The sequence below is a fragment of the Methylobacterium guangdongense genome (genome assembly GCF_038442355.1).
Classification (GTDB): Bacteria; Pseudomonadota; Alphaproteobacteria; order Rhizobiales; family Beijerinckiaceae; genus Methylobacterium; species Methylobacterium guangdongense.
Window position 1 is genome coordinate 128,525 of the sequence record NZ_JBBXMX010000006.1, and the last position, 16,027, is coordinate 144,551.

Below are 16,027 nucleotides of genomic sequence, written 5' to 3' on the forward strand. Positions count from 1 at the left end.
GCCTCATGTCCTCATCGACGGTCGCCCCAGCGCCTGCCCTGAACCGCGCGCAGGACCTGTGCGCCGAGCTTTTCGATGCGCTCTGGATCGAGGATGTCGCCGGCTTCCGCAGCCGTGCGGCCCTCGGACCCCCATCCGCGGACGGGACGCGGGACTACGCGCTCGCCCTCGGTGCGGGCCATCTCCGGGCCCGCGTGCGGCCGGACGGTTGGCGGGAGGGTTACCGGTTGGCCGGCGCGGCGCATTTCGAGACGGCCTCGACCCGCGCGGAGCTCGACGCGTCGGCCTTGCTGGCGCACGTGCTCGACGGCCTGCCCGATCTCCCTTCGGCCATCCGCGCCCGGACCCTGGCCGAGATGACGCGGATCGGCGACGAGCTCTCCACGCGGGAGGGGTGGGTCGACACCCTCCTGACGGAGACAGATCCGGACGATCCGATCGTTTGGGAGCGCCTCGCGGCCTGGCGGGACCGGCCGTTCCATCCCCTGTCCCGCTCCCGGCACGGCCTCGACCGGGCGAAGGTTCTCGCCTACGGCGCGGAGGCGGGCCGGTTCTTCGCCCTGTCCTGGTGCGCGCTCGCGCGCGATCACCTCGCTTGTGCGCCCGATGCCGGTCAGCCGGGGCCGGCGACCGCCATCCTGGACCCGCAGCAACACGCCCTGCTCGGGCAGGAGATGGCGAGACGCGGTCTCGCGGCCTCGCACGTCGCCCTGCCCATCCATCCCTGGCAGGCCGCCCATGTGCTCCCCGGGCGCTTCGGTCCCGAACTCGGCGACGGGCGCCTCGTCGCCCTCGACTTCCGGGGGCCCCTCGTCGCCGCGACCTCGTCGCTCCGCACGGTCGCGTTCCCGGCCCGACCCGGCCTGCATCTGAAGCTGCCCCTCGACGTGCGCACGCTCGGCGTGCGCCGCCTGCTGCCGCCGCAATCGCTTCACAACGGCCTGCACGGTGCCGACCTCCTGGCCGCAGGCCTCGCGCGCGATCCGTGGCTGTCCCGGTCCGTCGCCCTCGCGGATGAGACGGCCTTCTGGCATTTCGCCGAACGGGACGGCGACCTCTTCGCCGAGCGCCCGGCCCTCCTCGGCTGCGTCCTGCGCCACATCCCTGAGGGCGGCGCGGCGGTGATCCCCCTCGCGAGCCTGGCGGTCGCGCCGCACGGCGGCGTGCCACCGGCCGCGCGGGCCGTGGCGGGGAACGCGCCCGACCTCGCGGATCTGTTCTCCGAGATCGCCGGTCTCGTCCTCGGGACGGTTCTCCGAAGTGCCTGCCTCGGCTTCGTTCCGGAACTTCACGGTCAGAATGCCCTCCTGGCGTTCGCGGATGGGCGGCCCTGCCACCTTATCCTGCGCGATCACGACACCGTGCGGTGCGCGCCCGGCTGGCTGATCGAGAGCGGGCTGACCGTCCCCCCCTATCTGATTACCGATCCGCACCGGAACTCGTTGCTGCTGCCCCGGCCGGACGAACTCCTCGCCTACGCCCAGACGCTCGCGATCGATGTCGCCCTGCGCGCCATCGCCGAAGCCTTCGCGGCGGCGGGAACGAGCTTCACACTCAATGCGGGCCGTCGGATCCTCGTGGCCACCGTCCGGGGCGTGCTCGCCGAGGCGGGCGCGCCCAGCGAACGCAAGGCGCTCGTCGCCACATGTCTTCTCGACCGTCCGACGGCGCCGTTCAAGGAGGTGCTGACTCCGCTCCTCGCCGCCTCGACGCTCACCACCTCGATGCCGAGCCGGCTCGGACGCGCCGCAAACCCGCTCTTCCTGGGAGAGCGTTCGTGACGGCCGTGACGAGCCCGCGGATCGGGGTCGCCGGCCTGACGGCCTTGGTGCTGCTGCAGCTCGCGGTGACGGCGCCGCCGCTGGCCTTGCTCCCCTTTCTCGGCCTCCACATCGCGCGGATGGGTGTGGCGCCGGCTTTCTGGACCGCCGCGGCGCTCGCGGCGCCCGCCGTGACCACCCTGGTGATGACGCCGGCCTGGACTGGGCTCGCGCGGCGGTTCTCGCTGCCCACGTTGATCGGCTGGACCGGAGGGCTGAGTGCGGCGAGCTGCGTGCTGATCGCACTCGCCTCCGATCCGCTGATGCTGCTCGTCGCCCGCTTCGTCCAGGGCTTGGCCGGAGGCGGCGTCGTGCTGGCCCTCGCCTTCCGGGCGGCGAGCCGCACCGCCGGCCGCGGCTTCGCGCTGATGCAGCAGGCGGTCTCGGCGGGTTGTCTGCTCGGACCGCTCGCCGGCGGCCTCGCCTTCGAGCGCGGCCTTCTCGGCCTTCTGATGCTCGGCTGCGGCGGCCTCCTCCTGGCAGTGACGCTCGCCGCCGCGGCAGCCGGCCGCCAATTGCGGGCCGAGCCCGACGGCGCGTCCCCGAACGATCGGACCAAGCGCCAGGAGCTATCCCTGCTGTGTGCCGGGATGTGCGGGAGCGCCGGGGCGTTCGCGTTCGTCGCCTTCTTCCCGGCCTGGGCGACCGCGCACGATCCCGCTGTCTACACCCCCGGTCTGATCGGCCTGCTGCACAGCTTGAGCTGGCTCGTCGCCCTGCTGGTCCTGCCCCTCTGGGCCCGTGGCCTGGACGGCGCCTCGCCCGGGATCGCCCTCGGGCTGTCGCTGATCGGCTGCTGTCTGACCTTCGCGGCCGTGCCGCTCGGCGCTGGCCTCGCCGGCATCGTCGCGCTTCGTCTCCTACAGGGTGCGCTGTTCGCCGGTCAGGCGCCCGCGCTCTTCGCCGCCGTCGAGGCGCTCGGCCCGAGCCGCACCGTCAGGCTGGCCCGCGCGCGGGCCAGCCTGACGGTGGGTCAGCTCATCGGCCCCTTCGCGGCGGGGCTCGCCCTCGCCTCCCTCGGCCCGTCCGGCACCGTCTTCGCGGCAGCCGGACTCTCGCTCGCCGGCGCCGCTGCCCTGGCTGCAACGGCCCATCGTCCTCGGAGTGCCCGGTGCCCGACACCATGACGCGTTCGCCTGCCGCCCACCTGTCGACGGATCCCGTTGCCGCCGTCCACGCCGCTCTCGCCGTCGAGCGGCTGCTCAACACGTGGCTGCGTGAATACGCTCCGGACATCGATCCGGTCGAAGGGGAGATCTGCGCGATCCCCCTTGGTGAGGAGACTGTTTTGGCGTTCTGCTTGCGCCGCTCGCCCGGCGGGTTCCACGCGTGGGGCGATCCCGTTCGGCTGCGGACCGCCGAGGGTCGGCTCGTGGATCTGAACGATCCCGCCGCGCTGGCGCGCCGGATGCTCGACGCCGCAGCCCCCGAGGCGACGCCGGTGCGTGAGGCGACGAAGCGGCGTCTTCTCGACAGCCTCAGCCGTTCCCTCGCGCATGCCCGCGCCTGCGCCGCCCGGCCGTTCGACCGGGCACCCATGGCACTGGAGCAAGGCCTCTGGCACGGCCACCCGTTCCATCCGCTGGCAAAAAGCGTCGATGGCTTCTCAGAGGCCGATACCGATCGCTACGCGCCCGAACGCGCGGCGTCGTTCCGCCTGCGCTGGCTAATCGCGTCTCCCGATCTTGCCGCGGCTCTCTGGCGCGACCCGGGGAGCGAGCGACAGGTCGGTGCCGCCCTCGCGCGCCTGTCGGGGCTGCCCGACGCGCAGGTTGCGGGCCACGTCCTGATACCATGCCATCCCTGGCAGGCATCGCGGCTGGAGGCCGACCCGGACGTCTCGGCCCTCGTCGCCGCGGGCCGCCTAACCCTGACGTCTCCCTCCGGCGACCTCGTGACGCCGACCTCCTCCGTGCGCACCGTCTTCGCACATCGGGAGAACCTGTTCCTCAAGCTGGCGTTAGCGGCGCGGATCACCAATTTCGCCCGCACCAACAGCCGCGAGCACCTCGCCCGCAGCATAGCCGCCTCGCGGGCCCTCGCCTCCGTCCGGGACACCGTGTCCGCCTGCGGCCTGGACATCCTGAGCGAGCCGGGAGCCATCCGGCTCGATCACGATACGCTCGATGCGGTGACGGGCGTCCTAGTACGGGAGGGACCGGCTCGGCCCGCCTTCGTGATCGCGGGCCTGCTCGAGCCCTCACCACGTGACGGGCTGCCGATCCTGGCCGCGATGGGGTGTCCCCTGGCAACGGTCGCCGAGGCGGAACGCTGGTTGCGCGCCTACACGCGGATCGCCCTCCTACCACCGCTGCGCCTGTTCGCCCGGACCGGCATCAGCGTCGAGGCGCACGCGCAGAACAGCCTTCTCGTCCTTGAGGACGGCCTGCCGGTGCGCCTCGTCCTGCGCGACCTCGAAGGCGCCAGCATCGATCCTGGGCGCTTCGCGCGTCTCGCGCCCGGTCTGGATCTCGATCCGGCGGTGCTCTACGGCGCGCAGGAAGCCTGGGAGCGCCTGCTCTACTACCTCGTCGTCAACCAAGTCGCCCATGTGGTCGCGACCGTCGCACGGGCGGCGCGCAGCGGCGAAGCACCCCTCTGGCGCGTCGTTGCCGAGACCCTCGCCGATGCGATCGAGGATGATGCGACCGCAGAGCTCGTCTCGCGGCTTCTGAGCGCCCCGACCCTTCCGGCCAAGGCAAACCTCACGAGTTGCCTCGCCGGCCGTGGAGAGCGGCCCACCTACGTCGCGCTCGCCAATCCGCTGCGCCGGGCGGATGCCCGGACCGGATCGCGGGCCTGGGACGAAGCGGGCCAGCGCGTCGCCACGCAACTCCTCGGCGCCCTGCTGCACGAGCATCTCCTGCCCGAGGCCATGGTCGGCCTCGACGGCCCCGACGAGCGCCTGGATGTCGCGATCAGCCCGTCGACCCGCCGGACGACCTATCGAGCCCGGGCGCGGCGCACGCGCGCCTACGGGCGCTTCCTGGTCGAGCCCGGCAGCCTCGTCGAGGATGGCGAGCCCGTCACCGACGCCTCGGCCTTCCTGGCGGACCTGCTGCCGGATCTGCCGGGCGAGGCGGACACGCACGGGCGCTTCGCGGAAGAACTGGCACGCACGCAGGGGAACCACGCCGCCTCACGGGCTCACGGAACGGGCGGCGGGCTCGCCGATCTCCCCTACGAGACGCTGGAAGGTGCCTTGCAGGATGGGCATCGCTACCATCCCTGCTTCAAATCCCGCATCGGCTTCACGCCGGCCGACAACCGCGCCTACGGCCCGGAATTCGGACGCCCGATCCGTCCGCTCTGGATCGCGGCCCACCGCTCCATCGCCGTGGCCGGCTCGATCGCGGCGGGAGACCGGCAGGACGGGGACCTGATCGCGCGGAGCCTCGACCCGCGCACGCGTTCCGCCTTCGAGGCCCGCCTCGATGGCCGACGGGACGATTTCTTCCTTCTGCCGGTCCACCCGTGGCAGTGGCGCCAAGTTGCTGAGGCCGGCACCGAGGCGCATCGCAATGCCGGGCGGCTCGTCCTCCTCGGCCCGGCGCCGCACCTCTACGGCGCTCAGCAATCGATCCGCACCCTCGCGGATCGTACGGCACCCGAGGCTCCTTCGCTGAAGCTGGCGCTCTCGATCCGCAACACCTCGACGGCGCGCACGCTGGCTCCTCATACGGTGCTCAACGCGCCGATCATCAGCGCCTGGCTCGCTCGGATCGCCGCGGACGATGCCTATCTGCGCGCGAGCGGCACCATGCTCCTGGCCGAGCGCATGGGCGTCGCGGTCACTGCCCTTCCGAGCTGGGATCGGGCCGGGACGCTGCGCGGGGCTCTCGCGGCGATCTGGCGCGATCCGGTGACGCCGCACCTGCGCGCCGGTGAACGGGCCGTGCCGTTCACGGCCCTGACGCATGGCGACGGGGACAAGCCTTTCGTCGCTGGCTGGATCGCACGGTACGGGGTCGAGCCCTGGCTCGACCGGCTTCTCGCCGTCGCGATGCTCCCGGTCGTACATCTCCTCCTGGCCAACGGCGTCGCGGTCGAGAGCCACCAGCAGAACATGGTGCTCTTCCACCAGGAGGGCTGGCCGAGCCGCGTCGCCCTCAAGGACTTCCACGACGGGATCCGCTTCATTCCCGAGCACCTGGACCGGCGGCCGGTCCTGGCGCCGACGCCGCCCGAACACGCCCGCGTCAATGCCAACTCCTACGTCGAGGCCCAGGACGTCGAGGATGTACGCGACTTCATGGTCGATGCCTTGTTCGGCGTGAACCTGGCCGAGATCGGCTACTGCTTCGACCGCTGGTTCGGCTATCCGGAGAACCGCTTCTGGGCGCGCGTGGTCGCGGCCCTTGCGGAGCATTGCGCCTTGCATCCCGCCGCCCGGGCCGGCGCTCTGCGCTACCGTCTCGCCGCCGACACGCTCGTCGTCGAGGATCTCGCCCGGCGCCGCATCGATCCGGCGAACGCCCACGGCCGTCGCGTTACCAACCCTCTGGCGCCGCTCGCGCGGGCTCTGGCATGACCGCCCGCCTGCGCTTGAAGTCGCGGCTCGACGCCGGTCAGGCGGCCGGCGGCCTGTTCATGTCGATCCCGGCTCCGGAGATCGTCGAGATCGCAGCCGCCGCGCAGTTCGATTACGTGCTGATCGATCTGGAGCATACCTTGATCGACGGGGCCGCCCTGGAGCACATGCTTGCGGCGGCCGACCGGGCTGGCGTGAGCGCCCTCGTCCGGGTGCCGGATGCGAGCTCCGAGAGGATCCTGCAGTGCCTCGATGCGGGCGCGGCCGGGATCGTCATGCCCCGGGTGTCCACGCCCGCCCAGGCCGACGAGGGGGTGCGCCGGGCCCGCCACGCACCCCGCGGGTGCCGCGGCCTCAACGCGGGGCGGCTCGGGCGCTACGGGGCCTGCGACCTGGCCAGCATGCCCGCGCGCCTCAACGGCGAGACGCTGGTGATCGCGATGATCGAGGATCCCGCCGGCCTGGAGGCGGCATCCGGCATCGCGGGTCTCGACGGCATCGACGGTCTCCTCTTCGGAGCGGCGGACTATTCTCAGGCGATCGGCCTGCCCTGGCAGACCTCCGCACCCGCGGTGACGGCGGCCGGTTCGGTCGTGGCACGCGCGTGCCGCGCGGCCGGCATCCACGCCTTCGCCATTCCGCGCGCGGATGCCGATGTGCCCCGGTTGCTGGCCGAGGGCGTGCGCGGCTTCATCGCGGCCAACGATCGCGGTCTCCTGCGTCGCGCTCTGAGCGATGCCGATCGTGCGTGGCGCGCTTCAGCTGGACCTGCATGATGACCCTGTTCAGACCATCAGCCGAGCACGTCGCCCTCGCCGCCCAGGCGGAGAAACCGGTCTGTGCCTTCCTGCACGATCTCGGCGCGCTCCGCGATCAGATCCGCAGCCTGACCGCGCCGCTTCCGCCCGGCACCGAGTTCTTCTACGCCGTCAAGGCCAACAACGATCCCCGCGTGCTCCGCGCCCTCGCGCCCTGGGTCAGCGGCTTCGAGGTCGCCTCCGCGGGCGAGGTGCTGCGGGTGCGCGATTCCGTCGGATCGTCGGCCCGGATCGTGATGGGCGGACCGGCCCGTACGGAGGACGATGTCCGGCTGATCCTCGCCCAGGGCGTGGAGCGGCTGCACGTCGAGAGCCTGCACGTCATGCGGCTGGCGAACGCCGTGGCGGCGCGGGCCGGCGCGACCCTCCCGATCCTGCTCCGCGTCAACCTCGCCGGGCCGGTGCCGGGTGCGACCCTGACGATGGGCGGCAGCGCCACCCAGTTCGGCATCGAGCAAGGATCGATCGCCGATGCGATCGCGATGCTGGATGCGTGCCCGGCCTTGCGTTTCGAGGGCTTCCACTTCCACACAGTTTCGAACAACCGGGATGCGGCCGGGCACGCGGCGCTCTGTGCGGCCGAACTGCGGCTCGCGCGGGCGTGGTCTAGGTCGCACGGCGTCGATCTTCGCATCGTCAATCTCGGCGGCGGCTGGGGTGTCGATTACGCCGATCTCGACTGGCGCTTCGACGTGGCGGGCTTCGCGCGGGCGCTCGGCCCGGAACTCGCGCAGGGCCCGCGCATCCAGTTCGAGTGCGGGCGCATCGTGGCCGCTTACCACGCGGCCTATCTCTGCGAAGTTCTCGACCTGAAGCGGACGCATGATCGCGCCTTCGCGCTCCTGCGCGGCGGCACGCATCACTTCCGCCTGCCGAGTTCATGGTCGCACGATCATCCCTTCCGGATCATCCCTCGGGATCCGTGGCCCCATCCGTGGCGAAGGCCGGAATTCGTCGACACGGACATCACGCTCGCCGGCGAGCTATGCACACCGAAGGACGTGCTCGCGCGAAACGTGGCGGTGGATCGGATGCGCGTCGGCGATCTCGTCTGCTTCCAAATGGCGGGAGCTTATGGCTGGGACATCTCCCACCATGATTTCCTCTGTCATGCGCATCCGGAGCGGCTCTTTCTCGACGAAGGCAGGGTGGTACCAGCATGAGCATCGGGAAGATCGAGCTCGTCCCTCCGTCCCTCCTGCGTCCGACGGAGGAGATCGTTCCAACCCAAGTCGGTGAGGTGATCGAACTCATCCTGGATCGGCAAGCGTGGACCCAGCCGATCTGCGTGGAGAACAACATTCTTGCGGTCTTGGACGGTCATCACCGCCTGAACGCCGCACTCCAGCTCGGCCTTGCGCGTGTGCCAGTGCGATTTTTCGATTACACCACCGTGCAACTCGCTTCGTGGCGTCCTGAGATTACACCCACACGTCAAGATGTTCTCCGTCGCGCGCTCAACGGCCTCCTCTATCCGCCAAAGACGACAAGGCACAGCTTTAAAACGTTCGAGATAGCAGTCATGAATTTAAGGCAACTCATTTAGACCCGACGAATTTATTATGTCGACGCAAAGACGCTTATCATTTTAAAGAAAAATGCGATACGTAGCGCGAAATATTTACGAGCTTATATTAAATAACGCTCTGGCAAATTAGACGCATAAAAAGTCTATGGCAAATATATTATCAACAATTAACTTCCATCAAATTTGTATATATGGGATATTAATTCGACATACCGATCTTTAAAATCAATGTGAACCGCATTCAGATTGCTTGAATCACTTTTCGTCAAGCAATTAACAATGATCTTGATATCACACGCCTTGATAAAATCTGACATGTTGTCATTTCCGTATGCCCCGAATGAAATAACGGCTCCAGCACGCTTGGCTGCGTCGGCTAACACCGAGTCCGACAGCGAGGCGGATAGGACCGGGCCGGCAATGTGCAAAATTACATCGGATAACGATTTGGGATCAAAAGTCGCCAGAGCTTCGATGCAAGCTGCGGTCACGAGCCTTGTGGTCCACGAAGACGAAGGCCGGATGCAGGTGATCCGACGGGATGCCATGGCGGCAGACAGGTCCACACCGCGCGATATCGACAGACCTGAGGCAGCCGCCAATTCACGAGCATAAGGCCGAAGCTCACTACACGCCTGCGCCCGATGATCTTCTGCTATCTCGTCCAGAGGTCGCAAGAGCGACGCGAGGGCTGACTGAGCATCGGCCGACCTGAGATCAATCCCGCGGAGGCGCAACGACCCTGAAGCGAGATCCTCCAGGAGGGCGGAATCGAGGAGGGTGGGGAACAAGGTCAGCGGCTCGGAAGACAGGCGAGGACCAAGCCAAGACAGGATGGGCAGCAGGAGCCGCGCGAGAGCATATGCAGACGGCGTCAGGCCTCGGTCGGCGAGCGCGGCCATGATGGCAGATTCGGTCACGTGTAGCGGCGCCGTTCGTGCATCATGAAAATTGACTGCGGCAATCTCCGCGTCACGGCCGAAGGGCCGTGCGACTTCCACGAAGCGAGGGCACAAGCCCGGCGCATCGTGAGCCTGGACGATGATGGCGCCCGTCTGGTGCAGGTAAGCGCCGTGGATGAGGCGTACGGTCATCTCCTCATGCCATGCGTGATCCTCGGCGATGTAGACGCTGCCCCGAGCGAGGTCTTCGCGTAACAGCCAGACCTGCTGACCGTCCGGGACGGTGGTGCCGATCGACCAGGTCGCCGCACCGCGTCGGCGCAGGGTCACGTCACGATAGCCCTGGCGGCCGAGGTGAAGAGGCACGCGAGCGGGCGCCTGCCAGAGACGGTTGCGGTAGAGGAAGTGCCGTAAGTAGCGCACACCGGCGTACAGAAGGATCGTCTCCGGCACGAACGGAGCACCACTCGCGGCCAGAGCAAGGACCGCACAGATCGCGAAATGCGCCGCGACTGCCGGCGGGTGATCCCACCGCATAGCGACCCTCAGAATCCGGCCGAGGGCGAGCTGCCGCCCCTTAACTGCTTGCGACGGGTCCACCATTGGCTGACGCGCCGTCCAGCTTGTCCGGCGTCTTTCGCAATGTTCCGGAAGCCACGGGATGCGGCACTGTGGCCGAGGCTTGCCGGGAGCGCAGAGGAAGCTGCTTGTCCGACGGCGCGCCGCTCGATCACGTGGCTGAGCCAGCCGAGTGCCTGCTCCGGCAACGCGCTAATCTGGCCGGCCGCGAGGATGATGATCGTGAAAAGGGCCAGGGCATAGATGTTTGGTCCCGCTGTGTGATGGTACAACTGATGCTGCATGGAGGGACGCGCTATGGGACAGGTTCTCCACGGCAGCGCCACGACGACTGAGACGGTCCGTCGGGCAATCCAAGCTCGTCAAGAGAGCGTGAGGGCCGCCGCCAAGCGCTACGGGATCAGCGCCACGACGGTGCAGAAGTGGCGCTCACGCCAGACCAGCACCGATGCCCGGATGGGACCGAAGGAGCCCCGATCCAGCGTGCTCAGCGTGGAGGACGAGGCGGTGATCGTCGCCTTCCGGCGGCATACCCTGCTGCCGCTCGACGACTGCCTCTACGCGCTGCAACCGAGCCTGCCGCATCTGACCCGCTCGTCGCTGCATCGCTGTCTGCAGCGTCACGGCATCAGCCGCCTGCCGGATGTCGACGGCGACAAACCCAAGCGCTCGCGCTTCAAGGCCTACCCGATCGGCTACTTCCACATCGACATCGCGCAGGTCAGCACCGAACAGGGCAAGCTACACCTGTTCGTAGCTATCGACCGCACGAGTAAGTTTGCCTTCGTTCAACTGCACGAGAAGGCGACGCAACGGATCGCAGCAGAGTTCTACAAGATCTGGTCGCCGCCGTGCCGTACACGATCCACACGGTGCTGACGGATAACGGCATCCAGTTCGCCGACAATCATCCGGTGGACGAGGAGGCCGAAGCCAAGGCGGCGGCCTACTGGGCGACCCAGGATCGGCCGCGCATCTACCGCTGGCACTCGTTCGATTGGGCGAGCGAGCAGACGAAGATCGAGCATCGCCTGACCAAACCGCGCTGCCCGTGGACGAACGGTCAAGTCGAGCGGATGAACCGAACCATCAAGGACGGCACGGTCAAGCGCTACCATTACGCTAACCACGACGAACTCCGGCAGCACCTGCAGCTCTTTGTGGATGCCTACAACTACGGCCGCCGGCTCAAGACCCTGCGCGGCCTCACGCCCTACGAGTTCATCTGCCAGACCTGGACGAAAGAGCCCGAACGCTTCAGGCTCGATCCGTCACACCACATGCCGGGACCGAACATCTAGACGCGCTGTCTTGGTACGCGGGAGCAGGAAGGGGCGATGTGATGACCGTCCTGCTGCTGGCCTTGGCTGCCGAGAGTGCCGAGCTGCGTGAGCAACTGACCTAAGTTCCAGCGGCAGTGTCTGATCAGCGGGGCCTTAGGCGACCTGCATAGATCGGGCCGATGGTCATGGCGCCGCAGAGGAGGACCTCTTGCGTCGACCACCTGTTGCGCCCGCGGATCCGCAGTCGTGGATCAGCGAGGTTCATCGGTGGCAGAACGGCATTCCAGTCAGAACGGTCAACACGGCGGCCCCGCGATGCCGTTATTTTACGGCGTGATCTGCAGTATGGGGTTGATGGGTGCGGCCCTGGTCATCCTGATGACTGGACAGATCTTCGCCGCACATCCGAAGATGAGCGGCTTCCACTCACCGTTAACTGATATGGCGGTAGTTGCTAGGAGCAACGTTCCGAGTCCTGCATCCGGCAATAAGCAGCGGACTGATCCGGCCGCGAAATGAGACAGGCAAAGCCTATCGCGCGCTCTGACCCGAGGGGCGGCAATCTCTGGGTCGTGGGCAAGATCAATCACGGCCATGTTGGAGCAGCACAACTCGGCACATGCGATGAAGCTGGTGGGGCCCCTACAACATCGCAACCCATGAAATTCTCTCATGCGAACGAAGCAGCGTCGGAACGTGTGCGTGATACGGCACGCGGGCACGACGGCCATCGGTGGACCGTGCCGGTGTTCTCTGTAGCCATCGCTGCGATTGGAATGACGTTAGGTCTCGGGATCTGGATGACGCCGTGAACTGACTCCGCTGATTGGCAGGCTCAGCTCGTCAGCTCCCCGCTGCGCCTGCCGGCAGTAGCGCTGCACCAGGTGGCAGGCGACCTCGAAACGGACCTGCGTATGCAAACCCGCGGGGTCACTTCGCTACGCACGCAGTAATCTGGAAGCCATAGCGCCACAGGATCGGATCTCTGATCGAGATGACCCGTTGCATCTTCGCACCTGTTTGTACGGGTGAGCGAGGTTCATCGGTGGCAGAACAACTCTCCGGGCAGGACGGCCGCCAGGGCAAGCGTGGAAGGCCGGCCCTCTTCGTCCTGATCGTCAGCGTAAGCCTGATGCTGGCAGCGCTAGCAGGGCTAATGATGTGGCAAGGTGCGAGTTCGCCGCCGGACTATGCGAGCCAGAGTCAAGGCGCCTCACGCAAGCAGATCACCGGGACCGAGAGCGGTCAGGGCAGCGCGGCGTCGCCGTCCAACAGCACCGCTGTCCCGGGCGGTAACCCGTCCTACCCGCAGCCTGCGACTCGTAGCGCCAATCCATAAGGAGGGCGCCATGGCCGGCAGCACATCCAATCCGACACGCCTGCTCATCGTCTACTACTCGCGCACTGGCAGCGTCGAGACGCTTGCGACTGCCGCGGAAGAAGCCGCACGAGCCGCGGGTGCGGAGGTTCGCGTACGCAGAGCACGAGAGGTCGTCGATGCGGCGGCAATGGCCAAGGTCGACGGCTGGACCGAGAGCGCAGCTCGGCAGAACGCCCTGTACGAAGCGCCCACGCACGACGATGCCGAGTGGGCGGACGCGATCCTGTTCGGCACACCAAGCTACTTCGGGGCCATGGCGACCGAGCTGAAGAACTTTTTTGACCTGCGCGGCCCGCAGTGGAAGCGGGGCGCCTTGGCTGGCAAGGTCGGAGGCGCCTTCGCGGCGGCATCCTGGCCGCACGGCGGCTCGGAGGTCGTCACGCTGTCGCTGTACGCCCCAATGGCGCATCTGGGCATGGTGATCCTGCCGACCGGCTACACCGACGAGGCGATGCTGGAGGCGGGCTCGCCCTACGGTGCGTCCGCGATCGTCGGGGCCGAGAACCGACCGCCACGGTCAGAGGATCTGGACGCGATCCGCCATCAGGGTCGGCGGATGGTGGCGATCACCGGCGCATTGATCGCAGCCGGCGAGATGCCATGTCGCAACATTGACAAATAGGCCAAGCCAATTAACGAGTCAGGCTACCCGCGGCGCCCTATGCCGCTCGTGGCGCCACAGAGCCACCGCAACGCGGCGAGCCTCGTAGGTCCGCCGGAGCGATGTCCCAAGATCGCCTTGGCCCTCTGGGGAGAAGGCATAGGTCAGCACCCCATCTGGCCCATAATTCCGATGCATCTCGGCACGCCAGACGCTATCGGCAGCCGCGAGGGCAGCCTCCGTCAAGGCAAGGCGATCAGGGCTGGTCGAGGACTGGGCGTGCATCTGGTTTAACGTATCGATCGGATGGAAGGTCCGTCTCGACACCCGCCCCATCCCCGCCATCTTGAGCGCATGCCCGGGCAGCACGGCTGAACCTCCGATCACAACAAGGAGCCGTCTGCGAAGTGGCCTTCATCTGCACCATCCCGCAGGGCGGCTTCCGCGTTCAAGTGTTCGTCGCAAGCACCGACATTGGATATGACGACGTCGAGCCATTGAACTACAAAGTTGCAGCTGGCCTCGACACTCTCGCCGGCAGGAGCCGCGAATTGTCTTTCCACGTCATCGAAGCGGATGGGCAGGCTGACGAGGAACATACTTTCTGAAGCGGTAGACATACGCGCTTCATCAAAGCGACGGAAGATCGCGCCGCTGTGCCTGGAGCAGTCCTGTTCGGTCTCCGCGACCTGCTCTGAAAATGAGCGCGCCGGCGGGGTTCGTGCGGTTCATCTATGACGAGGCTATGCCAAGGCGGGCATTGTTGAAGTTCGACCTCGTCAGACGTGTGGTTGAGGAATGTGGCTACTCGGTCACGGCCTCCCGCCCGCCGAGAGGGCGGCGAGCATGGAAAGCCATTCGGATCCCCGCTGACGCAGTTGTCTCTAGCGGAGCTGATCCCGATCCTAATAGCGAGGGACGCTGAGGCGATGACCCGCGAGGAACTGATAGCTCTGGCCGAGACCGTTGAGGAGCGGACCGCAGGGTATCTGCGCGCCGCGCTGGAAGACCCCGAGGTAATGGCTGCGGTTCACAGCCGATATGTGCCGGCGGTCCTCGACGGGCCGACTGACAGCAGCGTTGCCAAATGACCCGGTTCGCAAGCCAAATCGGGGGCGCAAGCAGGGTTAGGCCACACCATGGCCGTGCTGCTTTGTGGCTCATCGCATCACACGCCCTGCACGCCCGCATTCCGCAGGGTGCTGTGAACTTGCCTGCGTCGAACATGGCCCGGGCCTGCTGCAGCGAGATCGGCCGCCCGCCGGCTTCCGGTGCTCCCGGCATTCCGCCGCCCTTCTGCTGCCCCACAGCCTTCAGCGCGTTTGCCGATCTGGGCGTACGGGTTGCTGGGCTGCTGGGCCGGGTCGGGGAAGCCGGTCGAGGGCGGCGCCACCGTGAGCGGCTGGTCCGACAGGGACGCGACGCCGGGTACGGGCGAGGACTGCCCCGGCACGGACGTACCCTGCCCGACGATACCGCCCAGAGCGAAGCCGCCGCGCTGGGCGATCGCCCCCATCGAACCGCCACGAGGAGCCGCCACTGCCGGCAGAGCCTGCCCGCCACCGAAGCTGTTGGCATAGGCTTGCGTCGTCGCCAGCCGAGCCGGGTTCTCACCACCGGGGCGATTGTACCCGGCAAATTTCCAGGCGTCCGCCATCAGGGCGTGAGCCTCCTGCGAGCTCTGGGCGTTTTGCAGGGCCTGCGTGAGTTGCGGGCTCTCCAAAAGCATGAACTTGGCCTACATCACCACCGGGTCAGCCGCGCCCTGCGTAAACGCCCTCATGTTTGCGAGGCGATCGGCGCGCCACGACAGGATCCCGCCCGACTGCCCCGCCTGCCCGCTCTCGCTCGGGTCGGACCACGAGCCGGCGATGTTCGAGGGGCTCCGAGCGCGACACCGCCTTTCTAGCACCGGCCCTAGCCGCTCTGTCTGACCTCAACGCACTGGATAAGCGCCGCGTCTGGGCTTCGTACCTCGCCTTGAGCGCACCGCACCCTCATCAGCCGCCATGCCGCCATCGGCAATCGCCTCGCGCACAAGCGCAAGCGTGCGCGGGGAAAGTTGGCAACGAAGCATCACCCCGACCATGGAAACCGCCGCCGACGCCCCACCCGTTCAGCCCTGACATCGCCGAGGCCGAGCGCAAGGAGCAGCTGTAACCATCAGATGCCGACGCTGGCCGCCCCGGCCTCGGCGGCTTGTCGGACACTCGCTCCCTTCCGCAACGCCATCGCGATCGCGATCGACGCCGTATCGACAGCTGCAGCGCGATCCTCGCCGTGATCGTGGGTGCTGTTCGAGCGTGGGCTCAATCTGGCATGGTAGTTATCTGGGAAGTGCTGATCCATCCGCGTCTTCAGCAGCTTCGTAGCAGCGCGGTAATCGGCATCGAAATTTCTAGGCCGCCCTGCGGTCTGACCTTTGTGGATCCCCGCGTCTTTCTCTTCGGCCATCGATCGGCTTCTGCGCTGGTCTCCGCCGCCAGAGAACAACTGAAAAATCTTGGAGAGCAGCCTCATGAGCGCGTTCATCGTGTTGTCCTGATGGAGCTGCGGCGAGCGCGCGATCCCAAAGACGACAACG

14 protein-coding genes and 1 pseudogene are annotated in these 16,027 nt (G+C 67.4%); 11 read left to right on the forward strand and 4 right to left on the reverse strand.

Annotated elements, in window-relative coordinates:
- Positions 1-5 precede the first annotated feature (5 nt).
- The 6 genes from AAHG09_RS14025 to AAHG09_RS14050 are packed head-to-tail and all read left to right on the forward strand — an operon-like array spanning position 6 to position 8,715.
- Complete coding sequence (locus AAHG09_RS14025) at positions 6-1,781, forward strand: IucA/IucC family protein (RefSeq protein WP_342107931.1); 1,776 nt, start codon at positions 6-8, stop codon at positions 1,779-1,781.
- Positions 1,778-2,947: an MFS transporter gene (locus AAHG09_RS14030; protein ID WP_342107932.1), complete on the forward strand. Its 1,170-nt coding sequence runs from the start codon at positions 1,778-1,780 to the stop codon at positions 2,945-2,947. Before AAHG09_RS14025 ends, AAHG09_RS14030 begins: the two co-directional genes overlap by 4 nt.
- Positions 2,944-6,351, forward strand: coding sequence for an IucA/IucC family protein (locus AAHG09_RS14035; RefSeq protein ID WP_342107933.1), 3,408 nt, complete (start codon positions 2,944-2,946; stop codon positions 6,349-6,351). Before AAHG09_RS14030 ends, AAHG09_RS14035 begins: the two co-directional genes overlap by 4 nt.
- Positions 6,348-7,127: an HpcH/HpaI aldolase family protein gene (locus AAHG09_RS14040; protein ID WP_342107934.1), complete on the forward strand. Its 780-nt coding sequence runs from the start codon at positions 6,348-6,350 to the stop codon at positions 7,125-7,127. The genes AAHG09_RS14035 and AAHG09_RS14040 overlap by 4 nt, the downstream gene beginning before the upstream one ends.
- Positions 7,100-8,332: a type III PLP-dependent enzyme gene (locus AAHG09_RS14045; RefSeq protein WP_342107936.1), complete on the forward strand. Its 1,233-nt coding sequence runs from the start codon at positions 7,100-7,102 to the stop codon at positions 8,330-8,332. Before AAHG09_RS14040 ends, AAHG09_RS14045 begins: the two co-directional genes overlap by 28 nt.
- Positions 8,329-8,715, forward strand: coding sequence for a ParB N-terminal domain-containing protein (locus AAHG09_RS14050; protein WP_342107939.1), 387 nt, complete (start codon positions 8,329-8,331; stop codon positions 8,713-8,715). The genes AAHG09_RS14045 and AAHG09_RS14050 overlap by 4 nt, the downstream gene beginning before the upstream one ends.
- Before the next feature lie 149 nt (positions 8,716-8,864).
- On the opposite strand, the gene AAHG09_RS14055 is transcribed toward AAHG09_RS14050, so the two are convergent.
- Both AAHG09_RS14055 and AAHG09_RS14060 read right to left on the reverse strand, forming a co-directional pair.
- The gene (locus tag AAHG09_RS14055; RefSeq protein ID WP_342107941.1) at positions 8,865-10,052 is read right to left on the reverse strand and encodes a hypothetical protein; all 1,188 of its coding nucleotides are present in this window, start codon (positions 10,050-10,052) and stop codon (positions 8,865-8,867) included.
- Positions 10,053-10,144: 92 nt separating this feature from the next.
- Positions 10,145-10,462: a hypothetical protein gene (locus AAHG09_RS14060; RefSeq protein WP_342107942.1), complete on the reverse strand. Its 318-nt coding sequence runs from the start codon at positions 10,460-10,462 to the stop codon at positions 10,145-10,147.
- A gap of 13 nt (positions 10,463-10,475) precedes the next feature.
- On the opposite strand from AAHG09_RS14060, the pseudogene AAHG09_RS14065 reads away from it, so the two are divergent.
- The 5 genes and pseudogenes from AAHG09_RS14065 to AAHG09_RS14085 all read left to right on the forward strand — a co-directional run bounded on the left by AAHG09_RS14065 (position 10,476) and on the right by AAHG09_RS14085 (position 14,534).
- Positions 10,476-11,479: pseudogene (locus AAHG09_RS14065) on the forward strand (IS481 family transposase).
- A 228-nt stretch (positions 11,480-11,707) separates the two neighbouring features.
- Positions 11,708-11,980 (forward strand): hypothetical protein, encoded by a 273-nt coding sequence (locus AAHG09_RS14070; protein WP_342107944.1) that lies wholly within the window; start codon positions 11,708-11,710, stop codon positions 11,978-11,980.
- Positions 11,981-12,810: 830 nt separating this feature from the next.
- Positions 12,811-13,464 (forward strand): NAD(P)H:quinone oxidoreductase, encoded by a 654-nt coding sequence (gene wrbA / locus AAHG09_RS14075; protein WP_342107946.1) that lies wholly within the window; start codon positions 12,811-12,813, stop codon positions 13,462-13,464.
- A 386-nt stretch (positions 13,465-13,850) separates the two neighbouring features.
- A complete protein-coding gene (locus AAHG09_RS14080) occupies positions 13,851-14,051 on the forward strand; it encodes a hypothetical protein (protein ID WP_342107948.1) in 201 nt (66 codons plus the stop codon).
- A 321-nt stretch (positions 14,052-14,372) separates the two neighbouring features.
- A complete protein-coding gene (locus tag AAHG09_RS14085; RefSeq protein WP_342107949.1) occupies positions 14,373-14,534 on the forward strand; it encodes a hypothetical protein in 162 nt (53 codons plus the stop codon).
- A 77-nt stretch (positions 14,535-14,611) separates the two neighbouring features.
- Here AAHG09_RS14085 and AAHG09_RS14090 read toward each other — a convergent pair whose 3' ends face one another.
- Together AAHG09_RS14090 and AAHG09_RS14095 are read right to left on the reverse strand one after the other, a co-directional pair.
- Complete coding sequence (locus AAHG09_RS14090; protein ID WP_342107950.1) at positions 14,612-15,172, reverse strand: hypothetical protein; 561 nt, start codon at positions 15,170-15,172, stop codon at positions 14,612-14,614.
- A 434-nt stretch (positions 15,173-15,606) separates the two neighbouring features.
- Entirely contained in the window at positions 15,607-15,975 is a 369-nt protein-coding gene (locus AAHG09_RS14095; RefSeq protein ID WP_342107952.1) for a hypothetical protein, read from the reverse strand.
- Between the last annotated feature and the right edge of the window lie 52 nt (positions 15,976-16,027).